Below are 24,596 nucleotides of genomic sequence, written 5' to 3' on the forward strand. Positions count from 1 at the left end.
GCCCCCTTGAAATCGTTCCGATGGGGCAGTAAACAGCCGCCATCCCAAGACATCTGGCGCGTGGCGATTCGGTTCACGCGCCGATTTTTTGTTTCTGGGACTCATGCCGGGCCAGGCCCATGGCAATGAACAAAAACGCTTTCGGTCGGGCAGGCCGGGTCAACGCAAGGTGAGCGCCAGATGGCAAAACGGTGGTATTCGGTCAGCGTCCTCTCGAACTTCGAGAAGAAGATTGCCGAACAGATCAAGCAAGCGGTGGAAGAGCAGGGGCTCGAGGATCAGATCGAAGAGGTTCTGGTGCCCACCGAAGAGGTGATCGAGGTCCGCCGTGGCAAGAAGGTGACAACCGAACGCCGTTTCATGCCGGGCTATGTGCTGGTGCGGATGGAAATGTCGGATCAGGGCTACCACCTGATCAACTCGATCAACCGCGTCACCGGTTTCCTCGGCCCGCAGGGCCGCCCGATGCCGATGCGCGATGCCGAGGTCGAGGCGATCCTGGGCCGTGTTGCCGAAGGCGAAGAGACGCCGCGCACGCTGATCCACTTCGAGGTCGGCGAGAAGGTCAAGGTCTCGGACGGGCCGTTCGAGGATTTCGACGGCATGATCGAAGAGGTCGACGAGGACAACCAGCGCCTCAAGGTGTCGGTCTCGATCTTTGGCCGGGAGACGCCGGTGGAACTGGAATTCACTCAGGTCTCGAAACAGGGCTGAGGGAGCGGTGGGTTGAACACCCACCCTGCGGGCCGCAAGGTCCGTTCGTTCGTGGGAGGCAAGGGCACGCGTGCCGGAGCCCCACCACGCTAGCAGGAGCCCGGAACGCGTTCCGGGCTCATAGGGTGGGTTTCAAACCCACCGATGACAAAGGAGAAGGCCAATGGCCAAGAAGCTCGTCGGCAGCATGAAGCTGCAAGTGCCCGCAGGGCAAGCCAACCCGTCGCCGCCCGTCGGCCCCGCGCTCGGTCAGCGCGGCATCAACATCATGGAATTCTGCAAGGCGTTCAACGCCAAGACGCAGGACATGGAGCCCGGCGCGCCGTGCCCGACCGTGATCACCTACTATCAGGACAAGTCCTTCACCATGGACATCAAGACGCCGCCCGCGTCTTACTACCTGAAGAAGGCCGCCAAGCTGAAATCCGGCGCCAAGACCCCGTCGCGGGAAACCGTGGGCTCGGTCACTGTCAAGCAGGTGCGTGAAATCGCCGAAGCGAAGATGAAGGATCTCAACGCCAACGATATCGAAGCGGCGATGAAGATCATTGTTGGCTCGGCCAACTCCATGGGCATCGAGGTGAAGTAAGATGGCGAAACTTGGAAAACGCAGCCGCGCCGCCCGCGAAGCCTTTGCCGGCAAGGAAAACGTCTCGGTCGAAGAGGCGATTGACCTGATCAAGGGCAATGCCAACGCGAAATTCGACGAAACCGTCGAAATCGCCGTCAACCTCGGCGTCGATCCGCGCCACGCCGACCAGATGGTCCGCGGCGTCGTCGGCCTGCCCAACGGCACCGGCAAGACCGTGCGCGTCGCCGTCTTTGCCCGTGGCGCCAAGGCCGAGGAAGCCGAAGCCGCCGGTGCCGACATCGTCGGTGCAGAGGACCTGATGGAAACCGTGCAATCCGGCAAGATCGAGTTCGATCGCTGCATTGCCACCCCGGACATGATGCCGATCGTCGGCCGTCTGGGCAAGGTTCTGGGCCCGCGCAACCTGATGCCGAACCCCAAGGTCGGCACCGTGACCATGGATGTGGCCGAAGCGGTCAAATCCGCCAAGGGCGGCCAGGTTCAGTTCAAGGTCGAGAAGGCCGGTGTCGTGCACGCTGGCGTGGGCAAAGCCTCTTTCGATGCCGAGAAACTGGCCGAGAACGTGCGCGCCTTTGTCGGTGCCGTGTCGAAAGCCAAGCCGGCCGGCGCCAAGGGCACCTACATGAAGAAGATCTCGCTCAGTTCGACCATGGGCCCGGGCGTGTCGGTGGCGGTGGAATCGGCCAACGCCGAATAATCCGTTTCAAGATTTAAGGAAAAACGCGTCCCTTGGGGCGCGTTTTTTCGTTTTTGGGCAAGGGTTTCTTAGGCAATTGCGCGCATCCTGCCGGCGTTTTCGACACCGGCGACAAAGGAGAGCTGCGCCATGTTACCCAAGATCCTGACAACCCTGTTTCTGGCCATGGCCTGCGCGGTGCCCGCCGCCCGGGCCGAGCTTTCCGCGCCGGAGGGGCGGGTTCTGCTTACCGTTTCCGGCGATATCTCGGCCACCAACACCGAAGACATGGCCGAGTTCGACCGCGACATGCTCATGGCGCTGGACTGGCGCGAGATCGAGACCTTCACCTCCTTCACCGAGGGGCCGCAGGTCTTTGCCGGGCCGACCCTGGCATCGGTGCTGGCGGCGGCGCAGGCCCGTGGCGATACTCTGACGGTGACGGCGCTGAACGATTACGCGGTTTCCTTTCCCCGCGATCTGGCGGTGCGACATGGGGCGCTGCTGGCGATGGATCATGCCGGGCGGCCGATGCGAATTCGCGACAAGGGCCCGATCTGGATTGTCTTTCCGCTGACCGAGACCGAGGCGGCGGATGCGCCGTTTGACAACCAGATGGTCTGGCAGTTGGCAAAGGTGCACGTCGGGCCGTGACCCGGCTGGCCGCGGTCAAGGGCGCGCTGGTCGAGCATGGGCGCAGCATCCGCGCGATTGTGGCGGTCGCCGTGATCGTGGCGCTTGCGGTGCTCTTTGTCGCGCAGCAGGCGGATATGACCCGGACCAAGGAGCGCGCGATGGACCGGGTTTCGGCGACCTCCTGGAAGGTCAGCGAGCTGGTGTTCGAGACGCTGCGCTTTTCGATGGCGTTGCGGTTGCATGCCACCGGCGAGGTCAAGCGCGCCGATGTGGAATTCAGCTTCGAGCTGCTCTGGAGCCGGGTCGATGTGGTCGACAACACCGCCGTCGGAGCGACCGAGGAGATGCGCGAGATCCTGACCCGGTTCCGCGCGCTGCTTGCTGCCGAGGAAGAGGCGATCTTCGAGCGGCCGCTGATCCCGCCGCGGGTCGCGGTCAGCCTCGCCGAAGAGATGTCGGGTATCGCACGCGAGTTGCGCGTGATCTGGCTGGCCACTTTCCAGAACCGAAGCTTTGCCGAGCTGACCCTGCGCACGCTCGAGGATGCCGGTTCCGAACGGTTGCAGACGCTGATCGTCGCGCTGATGGGCCTGCTGGTGATGTATGTCATCGCCGAGATCATCTATGCCGGCGTGGCGCAGAAGCGCGAGATGCGGCTGCGGCAGGCGGCGGCCCAGGCCAGCGAGGCCAAGACCCGCTTTCTGGCCAATGTCAGCCATGAGATCCGCACCCCCCTGAACGGCATCCTCGGCATGGCGGGCGAGCTGGCCGAAACCCGGCTCGACACCGATCAGACCGCCTGCGTCAAGATCATCCGGCAATCCGGCGAGGTGCTTCTGAACACGCTGAACGATGTGCTCGACCTGGCCAAGGTGGAGGCCGGCGAACTGGTGATCGATCGCCGCCCCTTCGATCTGGCCGAGGCGATCGGGGTTGCCCATGCGCTCTATCGATCCACCGCCCGGGACAAGGGGCTGCGGCTGCGCACCGAGCTTGCGCCGGACCTGCCGCGCCGGGTGATGGGCGACGGCACGCGGCTGCGGCAGGTGTTGCACAACCTGATCAGCAACGGGCTGAAATTCACCGCCGAGGGCGAAGTTCGGATCACCGCCGAGCGGCTGCCCGACACCGACCGCATCCGCATATCGGTGCGTGACACCGGGCCGGGGGTCGCGCCGGAAGACCAGGCGATGATTTTCCGGCCTTTCACCCAGGCCGATGTCAGCATCACCCGCAAACACGGTGGCACCGGCCTCGGCCTGTCGGTCTCGCGCCAGCTGATCGAGGCGATGGGCGGCGACATCGGCCTCGAGAGCGCGGTGGGCGAGGGCGCGATCTTCTGGTTCGATCTCGATCTGCCCGCGGTCGACCCCGCCGATACGGCCGCCGCCCCGGTGGACGCCGGGCCGGCGCCGGACGCCGCATCGCGCGCCGGGCCGCGGGTGCTGGTGGTCGATGACAATGCCACCAACCGGCTGCTGCTGCGGCGCTTTCTCAAAGATCGGGCCAGCCGAATTGCCGAGGCCGCCGATGGCGCCGATGCGGTGGCCACGGTCGAGGCCACGGATTTTGACATCATCCTGATGGATATCCAGATGCCGGTGATGGACGGGATCGAGGCCACCCGCCGCATTCGCCGGCTCGAGTCGGCAAACGACCGGCCGCCGGTGCGTATCATCGCGGTGACCGCGAATATCATGGAACATCAAAGGCGCGGCTACCTGGAAGAAGGCATGAACGACGTGATCGGCAAGCCGGTGTCGAAAAAGACGCTTCTGGCCAAGCTGGATGCCGCGCCGGCCGATCCCGCCGCGGTTGCCGGCGCTGCCTGAGCTCTCTGGGGTGCAGCAAGGGCACCGCGAGGGGCGCCCTTGCCATGATCCTGGCGGCAGATCACTCGGCCAGCACTTCCAGTTTCACATTGGTGAAATCGAGGCCATTGTCGGTCTCGCCCGGCGATTTGGAAGAGCCGAAGGTCTTGGAGTTCACGTGAAAGGCCAGCATGCCCAGGGTGTCGATATCACTGCCCGGGTCGATCTGGCTGAAGGTGCTGAGCACTTCGCCATCCTGCATCAGCGTGCCGGTGATCTCGACGCCCTCGGCGCGTTTTGCCACCGCGAGCGTGCCGGTATAGGTCTGACCGGCCGCGAACCGATAGGACGCGCCGCCTTCGCCCAGCATGTCCCATGCGTCGAGCCCGCCGAGCAGCCGGCCGAGAGCTTGGTCGTTGTGCTTGCGGACCTCGATATTGGCGGCTTCGGCGGTGTTGACGTCGTAAGTGATCAGATACCCCGGCAGCCCGTCATACGTGGCATTCGGGCTTTTTGACGAGGCCGAAAGGTCGCCCTCGAGCGCGCCACGGCCCAGCGTATCAAACAGCCCGACGCGGAAGGCGGCCCCCCGGTCGTGACCTGTGGTCGCCGGCGTCTCGAAGGTAAAACTGGCCTTCAGCGTATGCCCCTCGGTCAGCATCTGCGGCGCAAAGGTGGTGCGGATGCCCCGGCCCGAGCCGCCGGAGACCAGGCCCAGCCGGCCCTGGGAGACCTCGATCGAACTGCTGTTCGAGGTGGTCCACCAGTTGCTGTCGCTGGCGTCAGAGCCGTCGTCGCGGCCGCCATCGGCGAAACTGTCGTCAAACACGATGCCGGGGCTGGCCGGGGCAGCCGGCGCCGGGGAGCGTTGCGCGGTGGTCTTGGTCAGCGGCGGTCCGTCGGCCGGCGGCGCGTCGTGCGTGTAGTCCAACGCGTAAAAGATCACCCGGTCGAAATCGGTCTCGGGCGCGGGGCTGGTGTTGTTGCCGGTATAGGCGCCGGCCTTGAAGAACATGAACTCGTCCTCGACGGAAAATCCGCTGTCGCGCATGTCGAAGGGCTCGGCCACCACCTCCGTCCCGTCGTCGCGGATAATCTTGAGGTGCAGCATGGGAATGATCCGGTCGCCCTCGGGCCTGCCCGTGACTTTGATCTCGTAGCTGAAAATCTCGTCCAGCGCGATGCCGTCCTCGGGGTTGGCAATCCGGTCGCCCCGGCCGCCGATCACGTCCACCCAGACCTCCTTGCCGGTCTCGGGGTCATGCGCGAAATAGATCGAGCCGTATTTGTTCTGCGGCAGCTTGCGGTAATACAGCCGGATCGGCTCATCGTTCTTGGCGTGGATCTGCCCGATGACCACGCGGCCGACCTGATAGGCCTTTCCCTGGCGGGTGACCTGGTTGACCGAGAGCGTGGCGCGCAGCGTGCCATCGACGCCCGCCGATGCGGCCTGGGCCGAAAGCGGGGCCGAGGAAAAGACCCAGTTGTTCTTGTTGGGATATCCGCCCTCGATCCGGGTCTGGATGGCATAATCGCCCCGGCGCAGCATGCCGCGCAGCTCGGTGCGGGTATAAGATGTATTGGCCGAGGTCTTGGCCCCCGCCGGTGTCACCCGGAACACCATGCCGCCAGTGGCCGGATCGGTGTAGAAATAGCGCGGATCGGTCCAGCCGGCGGCAAGCTCGTTTTCATAGACGCTGTCGGACGTGCCGTCGCCGTCATCATCGGCGGGGGTGGTCACGTACCAGCCCGCGAGGTCGAAATTCTCGCCCGGCGTCTTTTCAGGGTCGAGACCGTACAGCCCGGCCCCCTGCCGCTCGGTCAGCACCGGCTGGTCGGGTTTGTCCACCGGTGTGCCGCAGCCATAGGCCGCCACTTCGACAATGGAGTTCCAGTCGTTGGCCTCGTTGCCCTTTGCGTTGATGCGCAGGTACTGCGCCTGAACCGGCGCGATGTCGTAGCGCTCGAGATCCCGCGTTCCGCCGCCCGACTGGCCTTCGGCCCGCACGGTTTCGAAGCGCGCCCCATCGGGTGAGGTTTCGACTTCGAAGGTGGATTTGCGGCTGTCGCCCTTGTACCAGGCAATCGCCAGCGATTTCACAGTCTGCTCGGCGCCGAGATCGAGCAGCAGGCTTTTCGGTGTGCCCTGGCCCTGGTTCGACCAGCGCGAATCCGGGTCGAAATTGCCATCGATGGTATTCTCGGGGCCGTGGGTTTCCTCGTAGAGGCCGTCGTCGGTCGCCGAGACGATGGTCAGGCTGCCGATACCGTCACACGCGGTATTGGCAAAGGCCTGCGTCCCGAAAACCGAGGCGACGCCCAGCAGAATGGAATTCCGAAGAAGGTGGTTCACAGTGTCCTCCCAAATGCTGTGATCGAGATAGCGGTAAAGCTATCTGGGATACTAGACTGTCAGATGTAGCGGATTGGCGCCAGTGGTTTCCTGTACGACAGGGGGGCAGAGGCGGAAAGGCGCCGAGCCTACTCGGGCCTTGATCCCGGCCCCGATCCGTCTTACTGCACGCACCTGTGCCGCAGGTCCGATTCGGGCCGCGTGGTACATTTCGTCCGAGACGGTGGGTGCCCCGGGTCAAATCCGCGGCTTAATTTCCTGCCTGAGACGGGAGAAGACCAGATTGGCCGAGGGCTTTGCGCCTCGGGCGTTCTTGGCGGACCCCCGTAAAAAGGACCTGAACGCCGGGTGCAAGCCCGGCAGAACCGAGCCGGGGGGAAACCCCCACAATTGGAGTGAAACTGTGGATAGAGCCCAGAAAGAGAAATTGGTCGACGAACTCGGCCAGATCTTCGAAAGCTCTGGCGTCGTGGTGGTTGCCCACTACGAAGGTCTCACGGTTGCCGAGATGCAAGACCTCCGTTCGCGTGCGCGCGATGCGGGTGGTGCTGTACGTGTCGCCAAGAACAGGCTCGCCAAGATCGCCCTTGAGGGAAAGCCCTGCGCAAGCATTGCTGACTACCTTTCGGGCATGACCGTGCTCACCTATTCCGAGGACCCCGTGGCAGCAGCCCGGGTCGCCGAGGGCTTCGCCAAGGAGAACAAGAAGTTCGAAATCCTTGGCGGTGCAATGGGTGAAAACGCTCTGGACCGTGCCGGTGTCGAGGCCGTGTCGAAAATGCCGTCGCGTGATGAGCTCATTGCTACCATCGCGGGCATGATCGGCGCACCTGCTTCGAACATCGCCGGTGCCATTGGCGCACCTGCTTCGAACATCGCTTCCATCCTCTCGACCATCGAGGAAAAGGCCGAAGCGGCGTAAGGCAAACCGAAGACTTTCGTGGGGCATGCGCCCACACGTTGGAACACATCTAGATACGGAAAGAGTCAAAAATGGCTGATCTGAAGAAACTGGCAGAAGAGATCGTTGGTCTGACCCTGCTGGAAGCACAAGAACTGAAAACCATCCTCAAAGACGAGTACGGCATCGAGCCCGCAGCTGGCGGCGCAGTGATGATGGCCGGCCCGGCAGACGGCGCAGGCGCCGCGGCTGCTGAGGAGCAAACCGAATTTGACGTGATCCTGAAAGCCGCAGGCGACAAGAAGATCAACGTCATCAAAGAAGTCCGTGGCATCACCGGCCTGGGCCTGAAAGAAGCCAAAGAGCTGGTCGAAGCCGGCGGCAAGGCTGTCAAAGAGCAGGTTTCGAAAGAAGAAGCCGAAGAGATCAAAGGCAAGCTGGAAGCAGCTGGCGCCGAAGTCGAGCTCAAGTGATCGCGGCCTGACGGCGGGGTCACGCCGGACATCCTCCGGGTCTCCGCCTCAGGGTTGGATTACCGCAAGCGCCTCCGTTTCGGGGGCGCTTGTTTTTTTGCCGGTCCCACCTATCGTTTCGGGTCAACAGGGCACAGCCGCGTATCCGGCCCTCACCAGTGACAAGGATGACCTCATGACCCGTATTTTTGCCGCCGCAACCCTGCTTGCCATGTCCTCGGGCGCGCTCTCGGCTGAAACATTCCAGGCCGATGTCTGGGCCGACAATTGGTTCGAGATGCGGATCAACGGCGAAACCGTTGCCGAAGACAGTGTGCCGGCCAGCACCGAACGGTCTTTCAACGCCGAAAGCTTCAGCTTCGATGCCGACCGGCCCTTCGTGATCGGGGTGGTGGCGATGGACTACAGGCAGGATGACACCGGTCTCGAGTATATCGGCACCGATCGGCAGCAGATGGGCGACGGCGGGCTGATCCTTCAGATCCGCGACGCGGCGGGCGAGATGGTCGCGGTCAGCGACGCCGATTGGCAATGCCGCGTCATCCATACCGCGCCGCTCGACAAATCCTGTGCCGCCGAGGAAACGCCGGTGGCGGGCAGCGCGCCCTGCGGGTTCGAGGCGGAGGACGAGCCGGTCGGCTGGGATCATGCGGGCTTCGATGCCTCGGGTTGGACCGCCGCCAGCGTCTATTCCGAAGAGGAGGTCGGCCCGAAAGAGGGCTATGACGAGATCGACTGGGCCGAAGAGGCGGCGCTGATCTGGGGCCCCGACCTGGAGCAGAGCAACACCCTGTTGTGCCGGTTGAGCGTGAAGTGACCATTGTGGCGTACGTCACGATCACGTGAGGCGCGCAAGCGGAAAAGTGACGGTTGCCGCGGTCAGATCACGCGCATTTTCGACAACATTGGCGTTCAGGGCCGCTATGCAACGGCCCTCGCTGCTTGACCAGCGGGCCGGTTTTTGTCACACTCGGCGGATGTCAAGAAAACGCGAAACCCTCCTGAGGGGTCTTGCGTTCGCGCTGTTCACCGAATATTCGGAAGTCTCCCGCGGGTTCGACCGATTCGAACCCGTGCGTGTTTCGTTCTGAATATGAGGTGGCGGCGACGCATTGAAATCATCGTAGTAACCCCCATATTCCGATCTTTCCAAACAGATGGTTCGCAGGCCCTTCTTGGCAAGCCCCCCGATCGGGGAGTTTTCCAAGGCAGGGAAATCGAGATCGAGTGACGCGCGGTGGGACGTGCGCCGAGAATGGATCCGTTTCACGCCGTCACTGACGAGAATGCGCCGTTGCAGCCCCGGCACTGCGCGCGTTCGGGCAGAGAAAATCGAAAGGGCACTCCCCTCATGGCGCAAAGCTTCCTTGGCCAGAAACGTCTTCGCCGGTACTACGGCAAAATCCGTGAAGTCCTCGCAATGCCGAACCTCATCGAGGTTCAGAAAAGCTCTTATGACCTGTTCCTGAAGTCCGGCGACCAGCTCGAGCCGATGGATGGCGAGGGCATCAAGGGTGTCTTCCAGTCGGTCTTTCCGATCAAGGATTTCAACGAGACCGCGGTTCTCGAATTCGTCGATTACGCGCTGGAAAAGCCGAAGTTCGATGTCGAGGAATGTCAGCAACGCGACCTGACCTACAGCGCGCCGCTCAAGGTGACGCTGCGGCTGATCGTGTTTGATATCGATGAGGATACCGGCGCGAAATCCGTCAAGGATATCAAGGAACAAGATGTCTACATGGGCGACATGCCCCTGATGACGCCGAACGGCACCTTTGTCGTGAACGGCACCGAGCGGGTCATCGTTTCCCAGATGCACCGTTCGCCGGGCGTGTTCTTTGACCATGACAAGGGCAAGACCCATTCCTCGGGCAAGCTGCTCTTTGCCTGCCGGATCATCCCCTACCGTGGCTCCTGGCTCGACTTTGAATTCGACGCCAAGGACATCGTCTTTGCCCGGATCGACCGTCGCCGCAAACTGCCGGTGACGACCCTGCTCTATGCGCTGGGGCTCGATCAAGAGGCGATCATGGACGCCTATTACAACACCGTGACCTATTCCCTGCGCAAGGGTGAGGGCTGGGTGACCAAGTTCTTCCCCGAGCGTGTGCGCGGCACCCGCCCGACCTATGACCTGGTGGATGCCGACAGTGGCGAGATCATCGGCGAGGCCGGCAAGAAGGTGACGCCGCGCGCGGTCAAGAAGCTGATCGACGAAGGCAAGGTCAAGGATCTGCTGCTGCCCTTCGAGCAGATCGTCGGCAAGTTCGCCGCCAAGGACATCATCAACGAGGAAAACGGCGCGATCTACGTCGAGGCCGGCGACGAGCTGACCTGGGAAGTCGACAAGGATGGCGATGTCACCGGCGGCACTCTGAAAGAGCTGATCGACGCGGGCGTCACCGAGATCCCGGTGCTGGACATCGACAACATCACCGTCGGCGCCTACATGCGCAACACCATGGCGCAGGACAAGAACATGGGCCGCGACAGCGCGCTCATGGATATCTACCGCGTGATGCGTCCGGGCGAGCCGCCCACCGTCGAGGCCGCTTCGGCACTCTTCGATACGCTGTTCTTCGACAGCGAGCGCTATGACCTCTCGGCCGTTGGTCGGGTGAAGATGAACATGCGTCTGGCGCTCGATAAGCCCGACACCCAGCGCACGCTGGACCGCGAGGATATCGTCGCCTGCATCAAGGCGCTGGTGGATCTGCGCGACGGGCGTGGCGACATCGACGACATCGACCACCTTGGCAACCGCCGTGTGCGTTCGGTCGGCGAGCTGATGGAAAATCAGTACCGCGTGGGTCTGCTGCGCATGGAACGCGCGATCAAGGAGCGCATGTCCTCGGTCGAGATCGACACCGTCATGCCGCAGGATCTGATCAACGCCAAACCGGCGGCGGCCGCCGTGCGCGAATTCTTCGGCTCGTCGCAGCTGTCGCAGTTCATGGACCAGACCAACCCGCTGTCGGAAGTCACCCACAAACGCCGTCTCTCGGCCCTTGGCCCGGGCGGTCTGACCCGCGAGCGCGCCGGCTTTGAGGTGCGCGACGTTCACCCGACACACTATGGCCGGATGTGCCCGATTGAAACGCCGGAAGGCCCGAACATCGGTCTGATCAACTCGCTGGCCACGTTTGCCCGCGTGAACAAATACGGCTTCATCGAAACACCGTACCGTGTGGTCAAGGAAGGCACCGTCACCGACGAGGTGCACTACATGTCCGCGACCGAGGAAATGCGCCATACCGTGGCGCAGGCCAACGCCAACCTCGACGAGAACATGAAGTTCGTGAACGATCTGGTCTCGACCCGGAAGTCGGGCGACTACACCCTGTCGCCGAACGAGAACGTGGACCTGATCGACGTGTCGCCGAAACAGCTGGTTTCGGTCGCTGCCTCGCTCATTCCGTTCCTTGAAAACGACGACGCCAACCGCGCTCTGATGGGCTCGAACATGCAACGTCAGGCGGTTCCCACGCTGCGCTCGGAAGCGCCGCTTGTGGGCACCGGCATCGAGGAAATCGTCGCCCGCGACTCCGGTGCGGCGGTGACCGCGCGCCGTGGCGGCATTATCGACCAGGTCGATGCCCAGCGGATCGTGATCCGGGCCACCGACAATCTCGAGGTCGGCGACCCCGGCGTCGATATCTACCGGATGCGCAAGTTCCAGCGGTCGAACCAGAACACCTGCATCAACCAGCGCCCGCTGGTCAAGGTGGGAGACACGGTGCAGCAGGGCGAAGTGATTGCCGACGGTCCCTCGACCGACATGGGCGAACTGGCCCTCGGCAAGAACGTGATCGTCGCCTTCATGCCGTGGAACGGCTACAACTACGAAGACTCGATCCTGATCTCCGAGCGCATCGCGCGTGACGACGTCTTTACCTCGGTTCACATCGAAGAATTCGAAGTCGCCGCCCGCGATACCAAGCTCGGGCCGGAAGAGATCACCCGCGACATCCCCAACGTCGGCGAGGAAGCCCTGCGCAACCTCGACGAGGCGGGCATCGTCTACATCGGCGCCGACGTCGAGCCGGGCGATATCCTGGTGGGCAAGATCACTCCGAAGGGTGAATCGCCGATGACGCCGGAGGAAAAACTCCTGCGCGCCATCTTCGGTGAGAAAGCCTCGGACGTGCGCGACACCTCGCTGCGGGTGAAGCCGGGCGATTTCGGCACCGTCGTGGAAGTGCGTGTCTTCAACCGTCACGGCGTCGAGAAAGACGAACGGGCGTTGCAGATTGAGCGTGAGGAAATCGAGCGTCTGGCCCGTGACCGGGACGACGAGCTCGCCATCCTCGACCGCAACATCTATGCGCGTCTCAGCGATCTGATCCTCGGCAAGGTGGCGGTCAAGGGTCCGCGCGGCGTGCGCCCGAACTCCGAGATCACCCAGGATCTGCTCGACAGCCTGAGCCGTGGCCAGTGGTGGCAGCTGGCGATCGAGGACGAGGAAGACGCCAAGATCGTCGAGGCGCTGAACGAGCAATACGAGGCGCAGAAACGCCAGCTCGACGCCCGCTTCGAGGACAAGGTCGAGAAGGTCCGCCGCGGCGACGACCTGCCGCCGGGCGTGATGAAGATGGTCAAGGTCTTCATCGCGGTGAAGCGCAAGCTTCAGCCGGGCGACAAGATGGCCGGCCGTCACGGCAACAAGGGTGTGATTTCGCGCGTGGTGCCGATGGAGGACATGCCGTTCCTCGCCGATGGCACGCCGGTCGACTTCTGCCTCAACCCGCTCGGCGTTCCCTCGCGGATGAACGTCGGTCAGATCCTCGAGACTCACATGGGCTGGGCCGCACGCGGTCTGGGCATCAAGGTCGACGACGCGCTGGACGAATACCGCCGCTCGGGTGATCTGACCCCGGTGCGCGAAGCGATGCGGATCGCCTATGGTGACGAGGTCTATGAAGAAGGCCTGTCGGACATGGACGAGAACCGGCTGCTCGAGGCGGCGGGCAACGTCGCCCGTGGTGTGCCGATCGCGACACCGGTCTTCGACGGTGCCAAGGAAGGCGACGTCAACGATGCGTTGGTGCGTGCGGGCTTCTCGGAGTCGGGCCAATCCGTGCTCTTCGACGGCCGCACCGGCGAGCAGTTCTCGCGTCCTGTCACCGTGGGCGTGAAGTACCTGCTCAAGCTGCACCACCTGGTGGACGACAAGATCCACGCGCGTTCGACCGGGCCCTACAGCCTCGTCACCCAGCAGCCGCTGGGCGGTAAGGCGCAGTTCGGTGGCCAGCGCTTCGGGGAGATGGAGGTCTGGGCTCTGGAAGCTTACGGCGCCGCCTATACCCTGCAAGAGATGCTGACCGTGAAGTCGGACGATGTGGCCGGCCGGACCAAGGTCTATGAATCGATCGTCAAGGGCGAGGACAACTTCGAGGCGGGCGTTCCCGAGAGCTTCAACGTGCTCGTCAAGGAAGTCCGCGGCCTCGGCCTGAACATGGAACTCCTGGATGCGGAGGAGGATGAGTGAGGCGCATCGGTGGGGTAAAACCCCACCCTACGCCCGCCCTGCCGACCTTCCCCGCACCCTCCCGTTTTGAGGACATCAAATGAACCAGGAACTGACCAACAATCCGTTCAACCCCGTCGCCCCGGTCAAGACCTTCGACGAGATCAAGGTGTCTCTTGCCTCGCCCGAGCGGATCCTCTCGTGGTCTTATGGCGAGATCAAGAAGCCGGAAACCATCAACTACCGCACGTTCAAGCCCGAGCGTGACGGGTTGTTCTGCGCGCGTATCTTTGGCCCGATCAAGGATTACGAATGCCTCTGCGGCAAGTACAAGCGCATGAAGTATCGCGGCGTCGTCTGCGAGAAATGCGGTGTCGAAGTCACGCTGCAAAAGGTCCGCCGCGAACGCATGGGCCACATCGAGCTGGCCGCGCCCTGCGCCCATATCTGGTTCCTCAAGTCGCTGCCCTCGCGCATCGGCCTGATGCTGGACATGACGCTGCGTGATCTGGAACGCGTGCTCTACTTCGAGAACTACGTAGTGATCGAACCGGGCCTCACCGACCTCACCTACGGTCAGATGATGACCGAAGAAGAGTTCATGGACGCCCAGGACGCCTATGGCATGGACGCCTTCACCGCCAACATCGGCGCCGAGGCGATCCGCGAGATGCTGGCCGCCATCGACCTCGAGTCCGAGGCCGAGACCCTGCGCGCCGATCTGAAAGAGGCGACAGGCGAACTGAAGCCCAAGAAGATCATCAAGCGTCTGAAGGTCGTCGAGAGCTTCCTCGAATCCGGCAATCGCCCGGAATGGATGGTCATGACCGTCATTCCGGTCATCCCGCCGGAACTGCGCCCGTTGGTGCCGCTGGACGGTGGCCGCTTTGCGACCTCCGACCTCAACGACCTCTATCGCCGCGTGATCAACCGGAACAACCGCCTCAAGCGGCTGATCGAGCTGCGCGCGCCGGATATCATTGTCCGCAACGAAAAGCGGATGCTTCAGGAATCGGTGGATGCGCTGTTCGACAACGGCCGTCGCGGCCGCGTCATCACCGGTGCCAACAAGCGTCCGCTGAAATCGCTCTCGGACATGCTCAAGGGCAAGCAGGGCCGCTTCCGTCAGAACCTTCTGGGGAAACGGGTCGACTTCTCGGGCCGGTCGGTCATCGTGACCGGGCCGGAACTGAAGCTGCATCAGTGCGGTCTGCCCAAGAAGATGGCGCTCGAGCTGTTCAAGCCGTTCATCTATTCGCGGCTTGAAGCCAAGGGTCTGTCTTCGACCGTCAAGCAGGCCAAGAAGCTGGTCGAGAAAGAGCGCCCCGAGGTCTGGGACATCCTCGACGAGGTGATCCGCGAGCACCCGGTTCTGCTGAACCGTGCGCCGACGCTGCACCGTCTGGGCATCCAGGCCTTCGAGCCCACGCTGATCGAAGGAAAGGCGATCCAGCTGCACCCGCTGGTCTGTTCGGCCTTCAACGCCGACTTCGACGGCGACCAGATGGCCGTACACGTGCCGCTCTCGCTGGAAGCCCAGCTCGAAGCGCGCGTGCTGATGATGTCGACCAACAACGTCCTGTCGCCCGCCAACGGCGCGCCGATCATCGTTCCGTCGCAGGATATGATTCTCGGTCTCTACTACCTCACCATCCAGCGCGATGGCATGAAGGGCGAGGGCATGGCCTTCTCCTCGATCGAGGAAGTCGAGCACGCGCTCGGCGCCGGTGAAGTGCATCTGCACGCCAAGATCACCGCGCGGGTCAAGCAGATCGACGACGAAGGCCTCGAGGTGATGAAGCGTTACGAGACCACCCCGGGCCGCCTGCGGCTTGGCGGTCTGCTGCCGCTGAATGCCAAGGCGCCCTTCGAACTGGTCAACCAGCTTCTGCGGAAGAAGGACGTGCAGCGCGTCATCGACACCGTCTACCGCTATTGCGGTCAGAAAGAGTCGGTGATCTTCTGCGACCAGATCATGTCGATGGGCTTCAAGGAAGCCTTCAAGGCCGGCATCTCCTTCGGCAAGGACGACATGGTCATCCCCGACACCAAATGGCCGATCGTCGAAGAGACGCGCGATCAGGTGAAGGACTTCGAACAGCAGTACATGGACGGTCTGATCACCCAAGGTGAGAAGTACAACAAGGTCGTCGATGCCTGGTCGAAGTGTAACGACAAGGTCACCGAAGCGATGATGTCGACCATCTCGGCCGAACGTCACGCCGAGGATGGCTCGGTCATGGAGCCGAACTCGGTCTACATGATGGCGCACTCCGGTGCCCGGGGCTCGGTCACGCAGATGAAGCAGCTGGGCGGGATGCGCGGCCTGATGGCGAAGCCGAACGGCGACATCATCGAGACGCCGATCATCTCGAACTTCAAGGAAGGTCTGACCGTTCTTGAATACTTCAACTCGACCCACGGTGCGCGGAAAGGTCTGTCGGACACCGCTCTGAAGACGGCGAACTCGGGCTACCTGACCCGTCGTCTGGTGGACGTGGCGCAGGATTGCATCGTGCGTCTGCACGATTGCGAAACCGACCGGGCGATCACCGCGGAAGCGGCGGTCAACGACGGCGAGATCGTGTCGTCGCTGGGCGAGCGTATCCTGGGCCGTGTCGCGGCCGACGATGTGCTGGCCCCCGGCACCGAGGACGTGGTCTGCAAGGCAGGCACCCTGATCGACGAGCGCATGGCCGACACCATCGAGGGTCTGGGGGTGCAGAAGATGCGCATCCGCAGCCCGCTGACCTGTGAGGCCGAAGAGGGCGTCTGTGCCATGTGCTACGGCCGTGACCTCGCGCGCGGCACCATGGTCAACTCCGGCGAAGCGGTGGGCATCATCGCGGCGCAGTCGATCGGCGAACCCGGCACCCAGCTGACGATGCGGACCTTCCACATCGGCGGCGTTGCCCAGGGTGGTCAGCAGTCCTTCCAGGAGGCGGGCACCGATGGCGTCGTGGCCTTCGAGGCGGCCAACACACTGGAAAACGCCCTTGGCGAGACCCTGGTGATGGGCCGGAACATGAAGCTGGTGATCCAGGACGAGCACGGCGCCGAACGGGCCAGCTTCAAGCTGGGCTACGGCACCAAGCTGTTTGTCAAGGAAGGCCAGCAGGTGGCCCGCGGCGACAAGCTGTTCGAATGGGATCCCTATACCCTGCCGATCATCGCCGAGAAGGACGGTATCGCCCGTCACGTCGACCTGGTGAACGGCGTCGCCGTGCGCGAGGAGACCGACGATGCCACCGGCATGACCCAGAAGATCGTCGCCGACTGGCGTGCGGCTCCGAAGGGCAACGAGCTCAAGCCCGAGATCATCCTGATCGACGGCGACGGCGAGCCGGTGCGCAACGAGGCGGGCAACCCGATCACCTATCCGATGTCGGTCGACGCCATTCTGTCGGTCGATGACGGTGTCGATGTGAAGGCCGGTGACGTCGTGGCGCGTATTCCGCGTGAAGGCGCCAAGACCAAGGACATCACCGGTGGTCTGCCGCGTGTGGCCGAACTCTTCGAAGCCCGGCGTCCCAAGGACCACGCGATCATCGCCGAGATCGACGGCTATGTGCGCTTTGGCAAGGACTACAAGAACAAGCGCCGCATCGCGATCGAACCCGCCGACGACAGCCTGGAGCCGGTCGAATACATGGTGCCCAAGGGCAAGCACATTCCGGTTCAGGAAGGTGACTTCGTCCAGAAGGGCGACTACATCATGGACGGCAACCCGGCGCCGCACGACATCCTCGCCATCATGGGGATCGAGGCTCTGGCCAACTACATGATCGACGAGGTCCAGGACGTCTATCGACTGCAAGGCGTGAAGATCAACGACAAGCATGTCGAAGTGATCGTGCGCCAGATGTTGCAGAAGTGGGAAATCCAGGATTCGGGCGACACCACGCTGCTCAAGGGCGAACATGTGGACAAGGCCGAGTTCGACGCCGCCAACGAAAAGGCGCTGTCGAAAGGCGGGCGCGAGGCGCAGGGCGAACCGATCCTCCTGGGGATCACCAAGGCCTCGCTTCAGACCCGGTCGTTCATCTCGGCGGCCTCCTTCCAGGAGACCACCCGCGTTCTCACCGAGGCCTCGGTGCAGGGCAAGAAGGACAAGCTGGTGGGGCTCAAGGAGAACGTCATCGTCGGCCGCCTGATCCCGGCGGGCACCGGTGGCGCGACCCAGAAGGTCCGCCGCATTGCCCAGGACCGCGACAACGTGGTGATCGGCGCGCGCCGCGAGGAAGCGGAAGCGGCGGCCGCCCTGGCGGCACCTTCGGACGACATGGTGGGGGGCGATGCCTTTACCCAGCCGGTAATGGACGAAGACAGCCGCGACTGATCGCAGCTCGCTGACAGCTTCAGCCCCGTCCGGTGCGAACCGGGCGGGGTTTTTTCATTGTGCGTCAGCGGCGCGCAGTGTTCTGGTTCAGCCGGAAGAGCCTGCCCGATCCGGCCCGAGCGTCGCGTCTCGGGAAGGGCGGCCTTTGCGGGCGTTTATCGGGCAAGACGAGGGGCAGACATGCAGGACAATACGCGCGGGGCGCTGTTGATGATGGGATCGATGGCGGGGTTCACCTTCAACGATACCTTCGTGAAACTGACGGCGGGCGAGGTGCCGCTGTTTCAGCTGATCTTCCTGCGCGGGGTGATCGCCAGCCTGTTCCTGTTCTTTCTGGCGCGGTACCTGGGCGCGCTGCGGCTCGGCCTCTCGCGGCGCGACTGGGCCCTGGTCGCCGTGCGCTCGCTGACCGAGGTGGGGGCGACGGTGTTTTTTCTCTCGGCGCTGTTCCGCATGCCGCTGGCCAATGTCACCGCGATCCTTCAGATCCTGCCGCTGAGCGTCGCGCTCGGGGCGGCGCTGGTTCTGCGCGAGCCGGTGGGCTGGCGGCGGTGGAGCGCCATCGCGGTGGGATTTGGCGGCATGTTGCTGATCGTGCGGCCGGGGCCGGACGGGTTTTCCGACGCGACACTGTTCGCTCTGGTGGCGGTTGTCTGCTCCACCCTGCGCGATCTGGCCACGCGCGCGATGTCGGTTCAGGTGCCCTCGCTCATGGTGTCGTTCATGGGGGCGGTTTCGGTCATGGGATTTGCCGGGCTGGCCAGCCTGCCGGGCGGCTGGCAGCCGATCGCGCCGCTGAACGCGCTCTTTATCGTGGTCGCGGCCGGTTTCATCCTGGCGGCCTATCTCTGCTCGGTGATGGTGATGCGGGTCGGCGAGGTGAGCTTTACCGCGCCGTTTCGTTATACCGGGCTGATCTGGGCACTGATCCTGGGCTTTCTGGTCTGGGGCGACTGGCCCGAGCCGCTGACGCTGCTGGGGGCCTTCATCGTGGTGGCCATGGGGGTCTTTACCCTATGGCGCGAGGCGCGGCGTTCCCGCAAAAATCTCGCGTACCCGGTCCGATGAGATTGCGAAGGTGGTTTCGAAATGCCGCTCTCCGGCACCGTCGAGCCGTCGGAGATCGACCTTGGTGACCTTGCGGCCCTGACGGCTGTCGTTGTGGTCGTTGTGGCCGCGGACAAACATGTCTTCGTGGGTAAAGGTGACCGTCGGCATGAAGCGGTTGATCCGGTTGTGGCCGAAATTCATGATCGTGTGCCGCGCCCAGGGTTTGACCGCCATGGCCAGGGCCACGCCCCAATAGGGGGTGACCGTCTCCTGCGCCAGAAGGCCGCCGCTGTCGGGCCGGGCGATGAAGCCGCGGTTGAAGTCGAAGCCCACCAGCCGGTGATCGCGCATCAGGCCGGGGCAATCGGCTGCCGCCTCGCGCAGGCGCTGAACAAAGCTGACCGCAATGGCATCGTCATCGTCGTGGCGGAATTGCAGGCAGGGCTGGCCCAGATCCTGGCGGGCGTCATTGAGCACCTCGGCCATCACCGGGCGATGCTCTCGTGGCGGATGGGCAATGATCCGGGCCTGGGGAAAATCGGCGACAAGGTCATGCAGCCGGTCGGCATGGGGTTTCGGCAGCTGGTCGCCGACGACGATCAGAAAGGTGAAATCGCCGTCGGTCTGGGCCTTGAGGCCGGGCAGGGTGACCGCCTCGAAATGCCGGAACCGCTCTTCCATGCGCGCGGGCGCGTAGAGATAGGCGATGCGGTCCTCGATGCTGTCATGCTCGACCTGGAAGCCGCCGAGCGCCGGATAGGAAAATCGGCACAATCCAATGACCTGCACTGCTTTTTCTCCGCCTGTGGGGGTGCTAATCAATGCCGCAGCCTTGCATTGCCGCGCCGCGCTTGGCAAGCGGCCCGGACCGCCCGGGGCGCGCTGTTGACAAGGCCTGCGACTCCCCCTATACGCCACCCTCATCTCGGTTTCGGGGCCATCCCGCGTGCCGACATCATATTGCAGTGGTCAAGATCCGGGCAGTTAGCGCTCCGATCCTCTGATAACCAACCGCGTCGCAGACCTCGGAATGGCTGTGATCGCGGATTTTGCGCTTGTGAGCCCCCTGCATGCACGGGGAAGGCGGGCGCGGGACTGAACAACACCGCATGGGGGCGCCCTCATGCAAGAAATGAGAGCGAAAGCGGAGACGATACCTCTATGCCAACGATCCAACAGCTGATCCGCAAACCGCGGCAGCCGAAAGTCAAACGGTCCAAGTCGCAGCACCTGGAACAATGCCCGCAGAAGCGCGGCGTCTGCACCCGTGTCTACACCACCACCCCGAAAAAGCCGAACTCGGCGATGCGGAAGGTGGCCAAGGTGCGCCTGACCAACGGTTACGAAGTGATCAGCTACATCCCCGGTGAAAGCCACAACCTGCAAGAGCACTCGGTTGTGCTGATCCGCGGCGGTCGTGTCAAAGACCTTCCCGGTGTGCGCTATCACATCCTTCGCGGTGTTCTGGATACCCAGGGCGTCAAAGATCGTAAGCAACGCCGCTCGAAATACGGCGCGAAGCGTCCTAAGTAAGAGGATCAGGATATGTCTCGTCGTCACGCCGCTGAAAAACGCGAAGTCCTGCCCGACGCCAAATATGGTGACCGGGTTCTGACAAAATTCATGAACAACCTGATGATCGACGGCAAGAAGTCGGTCGCAGAGAAGATCGTCTACAATGCGCTCGACCGCATCGAAGGCAAGGTCAAGCGCGCCCCGGTGGAACTGTTCCACGAAGCGCTCGACAACATCAAACCCTCGGTCGAGGTCCGCTCGCGCCGTGTGGGTGGTGCCACCTACCAGGTGCCCGTCGAAGTGCGCCCCGAGCGCCGCGAGGCGCTGGCCATCCGCTGGCTGATCAACGCCAGCCGCGCCCGCAACGAAAACACAATGGAAGAACGCCTCGCAGGCGAGCTGCTGGATGCTGTCAATTCCCGCGGTTCTGCTGTTAAGAAGCGCGAAGACACCCACAAGATGGCCGACGCGAACAAAGCGTTCAGCCATTACCGCTGGTAAATTCAGAGGCTTTATCCAATGGCACGCGATTATCCGCTCGACCGCTACCGCAACTTCGGCATCATGGCCCATATCGACGCAGGCAAGACCACCTGCTCGGAACGGATCCTGTTTTACACCGGCAAATCCCACAACATCGGTGAGGTGCACGATGGCGCCGCCACCATGGACTGGATGGAGCAGGAGCAGGAACGCGGGATCACCATCACCTCGGCCGCGACCACGACCTTCTGGGAGCGCACCGAGAACGGCACCGAACCCGACAGCCCCAAGCACCGCCTGAACATCATCGACACCCCCGGCCACGTCGACTTCACCATCGAAGTCGAGCGTTCGCTGGCGGTTCTCGACGGTGCCGTCTGTGTGCTCGACGCCAACGCCGGTGTCGAACCCCAGACCGAAACCGTGTGGCGTCAGGCTGACCGCTACAAGGTTCCGCGCATCGTCTTCGTCAATAAGATGGACAAGATCGGCGCCGACTTCTTCAACTGTGTCGAGATGATCGAAGACCGCACCGGCGCCACCGCCGTGCCCGTCGGCATCCCGATCGGTGCCGAGAACGAGCTCGAAGGCCTGATCGACCTGGTGACCATGAAGGAATGGGTCTGGCGGGGCGAAGACCTCGGCGCGACCTGGTTCCAGGAAGAGATCCGCGACAGCCTCAAGGACGTGGCCGAGGAATGGCGCGGCAAGATGATCGAAGCGGCCGTCGAAATGGACGACGACGCGATGGAAGCCTACCTCGAAGGTGAAGAGCCCGACGTGGCCACCCTGCGCAAACTGCTGCGCAAGGGCACGCTGTCGCTGTCCTTCGTTCCGGTTCTGGGCGGTTCCGCCTTCAAGAACAAGGGCGTCCAGCCGCTGCTCAACGCCGTGATCGACTATCTGCCCAGCCCGCTGGATGTGGTCGACTACATGGGCTTCAAGCCCGGCGACGAGACCGAGACCCGCAACATCCCGCGCCGCGCGGATGACAACATGGCGTTCTCGGGCCTGGCGTTCAAGATCATGAACGACCCCTTCGTCGGCTCGCTGACCTTCGTGCGGATCTATTCGGGTGTGCTCAACAAGGGCGACTCGATGCTGAACTCGACCAAGGGCAACACCGAGCGCGTTGGCCGGATGATGATGATGCACTCGAACAACCGGGACGAGATTTCCGAAGCCTATGCCGGCGACATCATCGCGCTTGGCGGGCTGAAGAACACCACGACCGGTGACACCCTGTGCGACAAGTCCGATCCGGTGGTGCTGGAAACCATGACCTTCCCCGATCCGGTGATCGAGATCGCGGTCGAGCCCAAGACCAAGGGCGACCAGGAGAAGATGTCGGCCGGCCTGGCGCGTCTGGCGGCGGAAGACCCGTCGTTCCGCGTCGAGACCGACATCGAGAGCGGTCAGACCATCATGAAGGGCATGGGCGAACTTCACCTCGACATTCTCGTCGATCGCCTGAAGCGCGAATTCAAGGTCGAAGCCAACATCGGTGCGCCGCAGGTGGCCTATCGTGAGACCATCGGTCACGAGGTCGAGCACACCTACACCCACAAGAAGCAATCGGGTGGCTCCGGTCAGTTCGCCGAGGTCAAGCTCATCATCACGCCCACCGAGCCGGGCGAAGGCTATTCCTTCGAGAGCCGCATCGTCGGCGGTGCCGTTCCCAAGGAATACATCCCCGGCGTCGAAAAGGGCATCAAGTCGGTCATGGACTCCGGTCCGCTGGCAGGCTTCCCGGTGATCGACTTCAAGGTGGCTCTGGTTGACGGTAAATTCCACGACGTGGACTCCAGCGTTCTGGCCTTCGAGATCGCCGCCCGCATGGGCATGCGCGAAGGCATGAAGAAAGCCGGCGCCAAGCTGCTGGAGCCGATCATGAAGGTCGAAGTGGTGACCCCGGAAGAATACACCGGTGGCATCATCGGCGACCTGACCTCGCGTCGCGGCCAGGTGACCGGTCAGGAGCCGCGCGGCAATGCCGTGGCAATCGCCTCCATGGTGCCGCTGGCCAATATGTTCGGCTACATCAACACCCTGCGTTCGATGAGCTCGGGCCGCGCCCAGTTCACCATGCAGTTCGATCACTACGATCCGGTGCCGCAGAACATCTCGGACGAGATCCAGTCCAAATACGCATAAGCGAGCGGTGCGCCGTAAAGGCGCACCCTACAACCCCCCGTAGGGTGCGCATTGATGCGCACCGCAAGACCAAATCAAGGGAGCCACTACCATGGCAAAGGAAAAGTTTGAGCGTTCCAAACCGCACTGCAACATTGGCACCATCGGCCATGTTGACCACGGCAAGACGACGCTGACCGCGGCGATCACCAAGTACTTCGGTGACTTCAGGGCCTATGACCAGATCGACGGCGCGCCGGAAGAGAAAGCCCGCGGCATCACCATCTCGACCGCCCACGTGGAATACGAGACCGAGGCGCGGCACTACGCCCACGTCGACTGCCCCGGCCACGCCGACTACGTCAAGAACATGATCACCGGTGCCGCCCAGATGGACGGCGCGATCCTGGTGGTGAATGCGGCCGACGGCCCGATGCCGCAGACCCGCGAGCACATCCTGCTCGGCCGTCAGGTCGGCATCCCCGCGATGGTCGTCTTCCTCAACAAGGTCGACCAGGTCGACGACGAGGAGCTGCTCGAGCTGGTGGAAATGGAAGTCCGCGAACTGCTCTCCGAGTACGATTTCCCGGGCGACGACATTCCGATCATCGCCGGCTCGGCGCTGGCGGCGATGGAAGGCAACAACCCGGAAATCGGCGAAGAGAAGATCAAGGAACTGATGGCGGCCGTGGATGAATACATCCCGCAGCCGGCCCGTGCCGTCGACCAGGACTTCCTGATGCCGATCGAGGACGTGTTCTCGATCTCCGGCCGCGGTACGGTTGTGACCGGCCGTGTCGAGCGTGGCGTGATCAACGTTGGCGACGAGATCGAGATCGTCGGCATCCGCGACACCAAGAAGACCACCTGCACCGGTGTCGAGATGTTCCGCAAGCTGCTCGATCGCGGTGAAGCCGGCGACAACATCGGCGCGCTGCTGCGCGGTGTCGACCGTGAGGGCGTCGAGCGTGGCCAGGTTCTCTGCAAGCCGGGTTCGGTCAAGCCGCACACCAAGTTCGAGGCGGAAAGCTACATCCTGACCAAGGACGAAGGTGGCCGTCACACGCCGTTCTTTGCCAACTACCGCCCGCAGTTCTACTTCCGGACCACCGACGTGACCGGCACCGTGGAGCTGCCCTCGGGCACCGAGATGGTGATGCCGGGCGACAACCTGAAGTTCACCGTGGAGCTGATCGCCCCGATCGCGATGGAAGAAGGCCTGCGCTTCGCCATCCGTGAAGGCGGCCGCACCGTGGGCTCGGGCGTCGTCTCCAAGATCATCGAGTGATCGCGATCCCGTCCCGGGCCTGACCCGGGACAGCACTTCCAGCCTGGCGGCCCCTGCGGGTCGCCGGGCTTTTTTGTGCCCGATGCCAGGTGCGGCATCCCCACCACGAGGCCCCGGCGCGGGGCCGGGACGCGAGGCCACCCGCAGCCCCGTCCCGGACCTGAT

The 24,596-nt window shown here is 63.2% G+C and carries 17 protein-coding genes; 15 read left to right on the forward strand and 2 right to left on the reverse strand.

Annotated elements, in window-relative coordinates; all coding sequences use genetic code 11:
* The first annotated feature begins 180 nt into the window (after positions 1-180).
* The 5 genes from nusG (at position 181) to BMW90_RS24700 (ending at position 4,450) form a co-directional block, all read left to right on the forward strand.
* Positions 181-714, forward strand: a complete 534-nt coding sequence (gene nusG, locus BMW90_RS24680) for a transcription termination/antitermination protein NusG (protein ID WP_048532955.1) — start codon at positions 181-183, stop codon at positions 712-714.
* Positions 715-877: 163 nt separating this feature from the next.
* Positions 878-1,303, forward strand: coding sequence for a 50S ribosomal protein L11 (gene rplK / locus BMW90_RS24685; RefSeq protein ID WP_048532954.1), 426 nt, complete (start codon positions 878-880; stop codon positions 1,301-1,303).
* A 1-nt stretch (position 1,304) separates the two neighbouring features.
* Positions 1,305-2,003, forward strand: a complete 699-nt coding sequence (gene rplA, locus BMW90_RS24690; protein WP_048532953.1) for a 50S ribosomal protein L1 — start codon at positions 1,305-1,307, stop codon at positions 2,001-2,003.
* Between the two features lie 129 nt (positions 2,004-2,132).
* Entirely contained in the window at positions 2,133-2,636 is a 504-nt protein-coding gene (locus BMW90_RS24695) for a putative pterin-binding protein (protein ID WP_074840282.1), read from the forward strand.
* Positions 2,633-4,450 (forward strand): ATP-binding protein, encoded by a 1,818-nt coding sequence (locus BMW90_RS24700; protein ID WP_074840283.1) that lies wholly within the window; start codon positions 2,633-2,635, stop codon positions 4,448-4,450. The genes BMW90_RS24695 and BMW90_RS24700 overlap by 4 nt, the downstream gene beginning before the upstream one ends.
* Positions 4,451-4,511: 61 nt before the next feature.
* On the opposite strand, the gene BMW90_RS24705 is transcribed toward BMW90_RS24700, so the two are convergent.
* Complete coding sequence (locus BMW90_RS24705; protein WP_074840285.1) at positions 4,512-6,782, reverse strand: polysaccharide lyase family 7 protein; 2,271 nt, start codon at positions 6,780-6,782, stop codon at positions 4,512-4,514.
* A gap of 403 nt (positions 6,783-7,185) precedes the next feature.
* On the opposite strand from BMW90_RS24705, the gene rplJ reads away from it, so the two are divergent.
* From rplJ to BMW90_RS24735, 6 genes are all read left to right on the forward strand, one after another.
* Positions 7,186-7,704 carry a 50S ribosomal protein L10 gene (gene rplJ, locus BMW90_RS24710; protein WP_074840298.1) on the forward strand — a complete coding sequence of 173 codons (519 nt, stop codon included), beginning with the start codon at positions 7,186-7,188 and terminating at the stop codon, positions 7,702-7,704.
* 71 nt (positions 7,705-7,775) lie between these two features.
* A complete protein-coding gene (gene rplL / locus BMW90_RS24715) occupies positions 7,776-8,156 on the forward strand; it encodes a 50S ribosomal protein L7/L12 (RefSeq protein ID WP_048532949.1) in 381 nt (126 codons plus the stop codon).
* A 175-nt stretch (positions 8,157-8,331) separates the two neighbouring features.
* On the forward strand, positions 8,332-8,973 hold the full coding sequence (locus BMW90_RS24720; RefSeq protein WP_074840288.1) for a PEBP family protein: 642 nt from the start codon (positions 8,332-8,334) through the stop codon (positions 8,971-8,973).
* 534 nt (positions 8,974-9,507) lie between these two features.
* Complete coding sequence (gene rpoB, locus BMW90_RS24725) at positions 9,508-13,644, forward strand: DNA-directed RNA polymerase subunit beta (RefSeq protein ID WP_048532947.1); 4,137 nt, start codon at positions 9,508-9,510, stop codon at positions 13,642-13,644.
* Positions 13,645-13,723: 79 nt separating this feature from the next.
* Positions 13,724-17,962, forward strand: coding sequence for a DNA-directed RNA polymerase subunit beta' (rpoC, locus tag BMW90_RS24730; RefSeq protein ID WP_074840290.1), 4,239 nt, complete (start codon positions 13,724-13,726; stop codon positions 17,960-17,962).
* A gap of 180 nt (positions 17,963-18,142) precedes the next feature.
* Positions 18,143-19,030, forward strand: a complete 888-nt coding sequence (locus BMW90_RS24735; protein ID WP_074840292.1) for a DMT family transporter — start codon at positions 18,143-18,145, stop codon at positions 19,028-19,030.
* Here BMW90_RS24735 and BMW90_RS24740 read toward each other — a convergent pair.
* On the reverse strand, positions 18,977-19,801 hold the full coding sequence (locus BMW90_RS24740) for a putative rhamnosyl transferase (RefSeq protein WP_074840294.1): 825 nt from the start codon (positions 19,799-19,801) through the stop codon (positions 18,977-18,979). The genes BMW90_RS24735 and BMW90_RS24740 overlap by 54 nt on opposite strands.
* A gap of 372 nt (positions 19,802-20,173) precedes the next feature.
* Here BMW90_RS24740 and rpsL point away from each other — a divergent pair, with 372 nt between their 5' ends.
* The 4 genes from rpsL (at position 20,174) to tuf (ending at position 24,431) form a co-directional block, all read left to right on the forward strand.
* Positions 20,174-20,545 (forward strand): 30S ribosomal protein S12, encoded by a 372-nt coding sequence (rpsL, locus tag BMW90_RS24745; RefSeq protein WP_005862801.1) that lies wholly within the window; start codon positions 20,174-20,176, stop codon positions 20,543-20,545.
* 12 nt (positions 20,546-20,557) lie between these two features.
* Entirely contained in the window at positions 20,558-21,028 is a 471-nt protein-coding gene (gene rpsG, locus BMW90_RS24750) for a 30S ribosomal protein S7 (RefSeq protein ID WP_048532943.1), read from the forward strand.
* Positions 21,029-21,046: 18 nt separating this feature from the next.
* Positions 21,047-23,164, forward strand: a complete 2,118-nt coding sequence (gene fusA, locus BMW90_RS24755; RefSeq protein ID WP_074840296.1) for an elongation factor G — start codon at positions 21,047-21,049, stop codon at positions 23,162-23,164.
* 91 nt (positions 23,165-23,255) lie between these two features.
* A complete protein-coding gene (tuf, locus tag BMW90_RS24760; RefSeq protein WP_074835899.1) occupies positions 23,256-24,431 on the forward strand; it encodes an elongation factor Tu in 1,176 nt (391 codons plus the stop codon).
* Positions 24,432-24,596: the final 165 nt, after the last annotated feature.

The organism is Marinovum algicola (genome assembly GCF_900109145.1).
GTDB lineage: Bacteria > Pseudomonadota > Alphaproteobacteria > Rhodobacterales > Rhodobacteraceae > Marinovum > Marinovum algicola.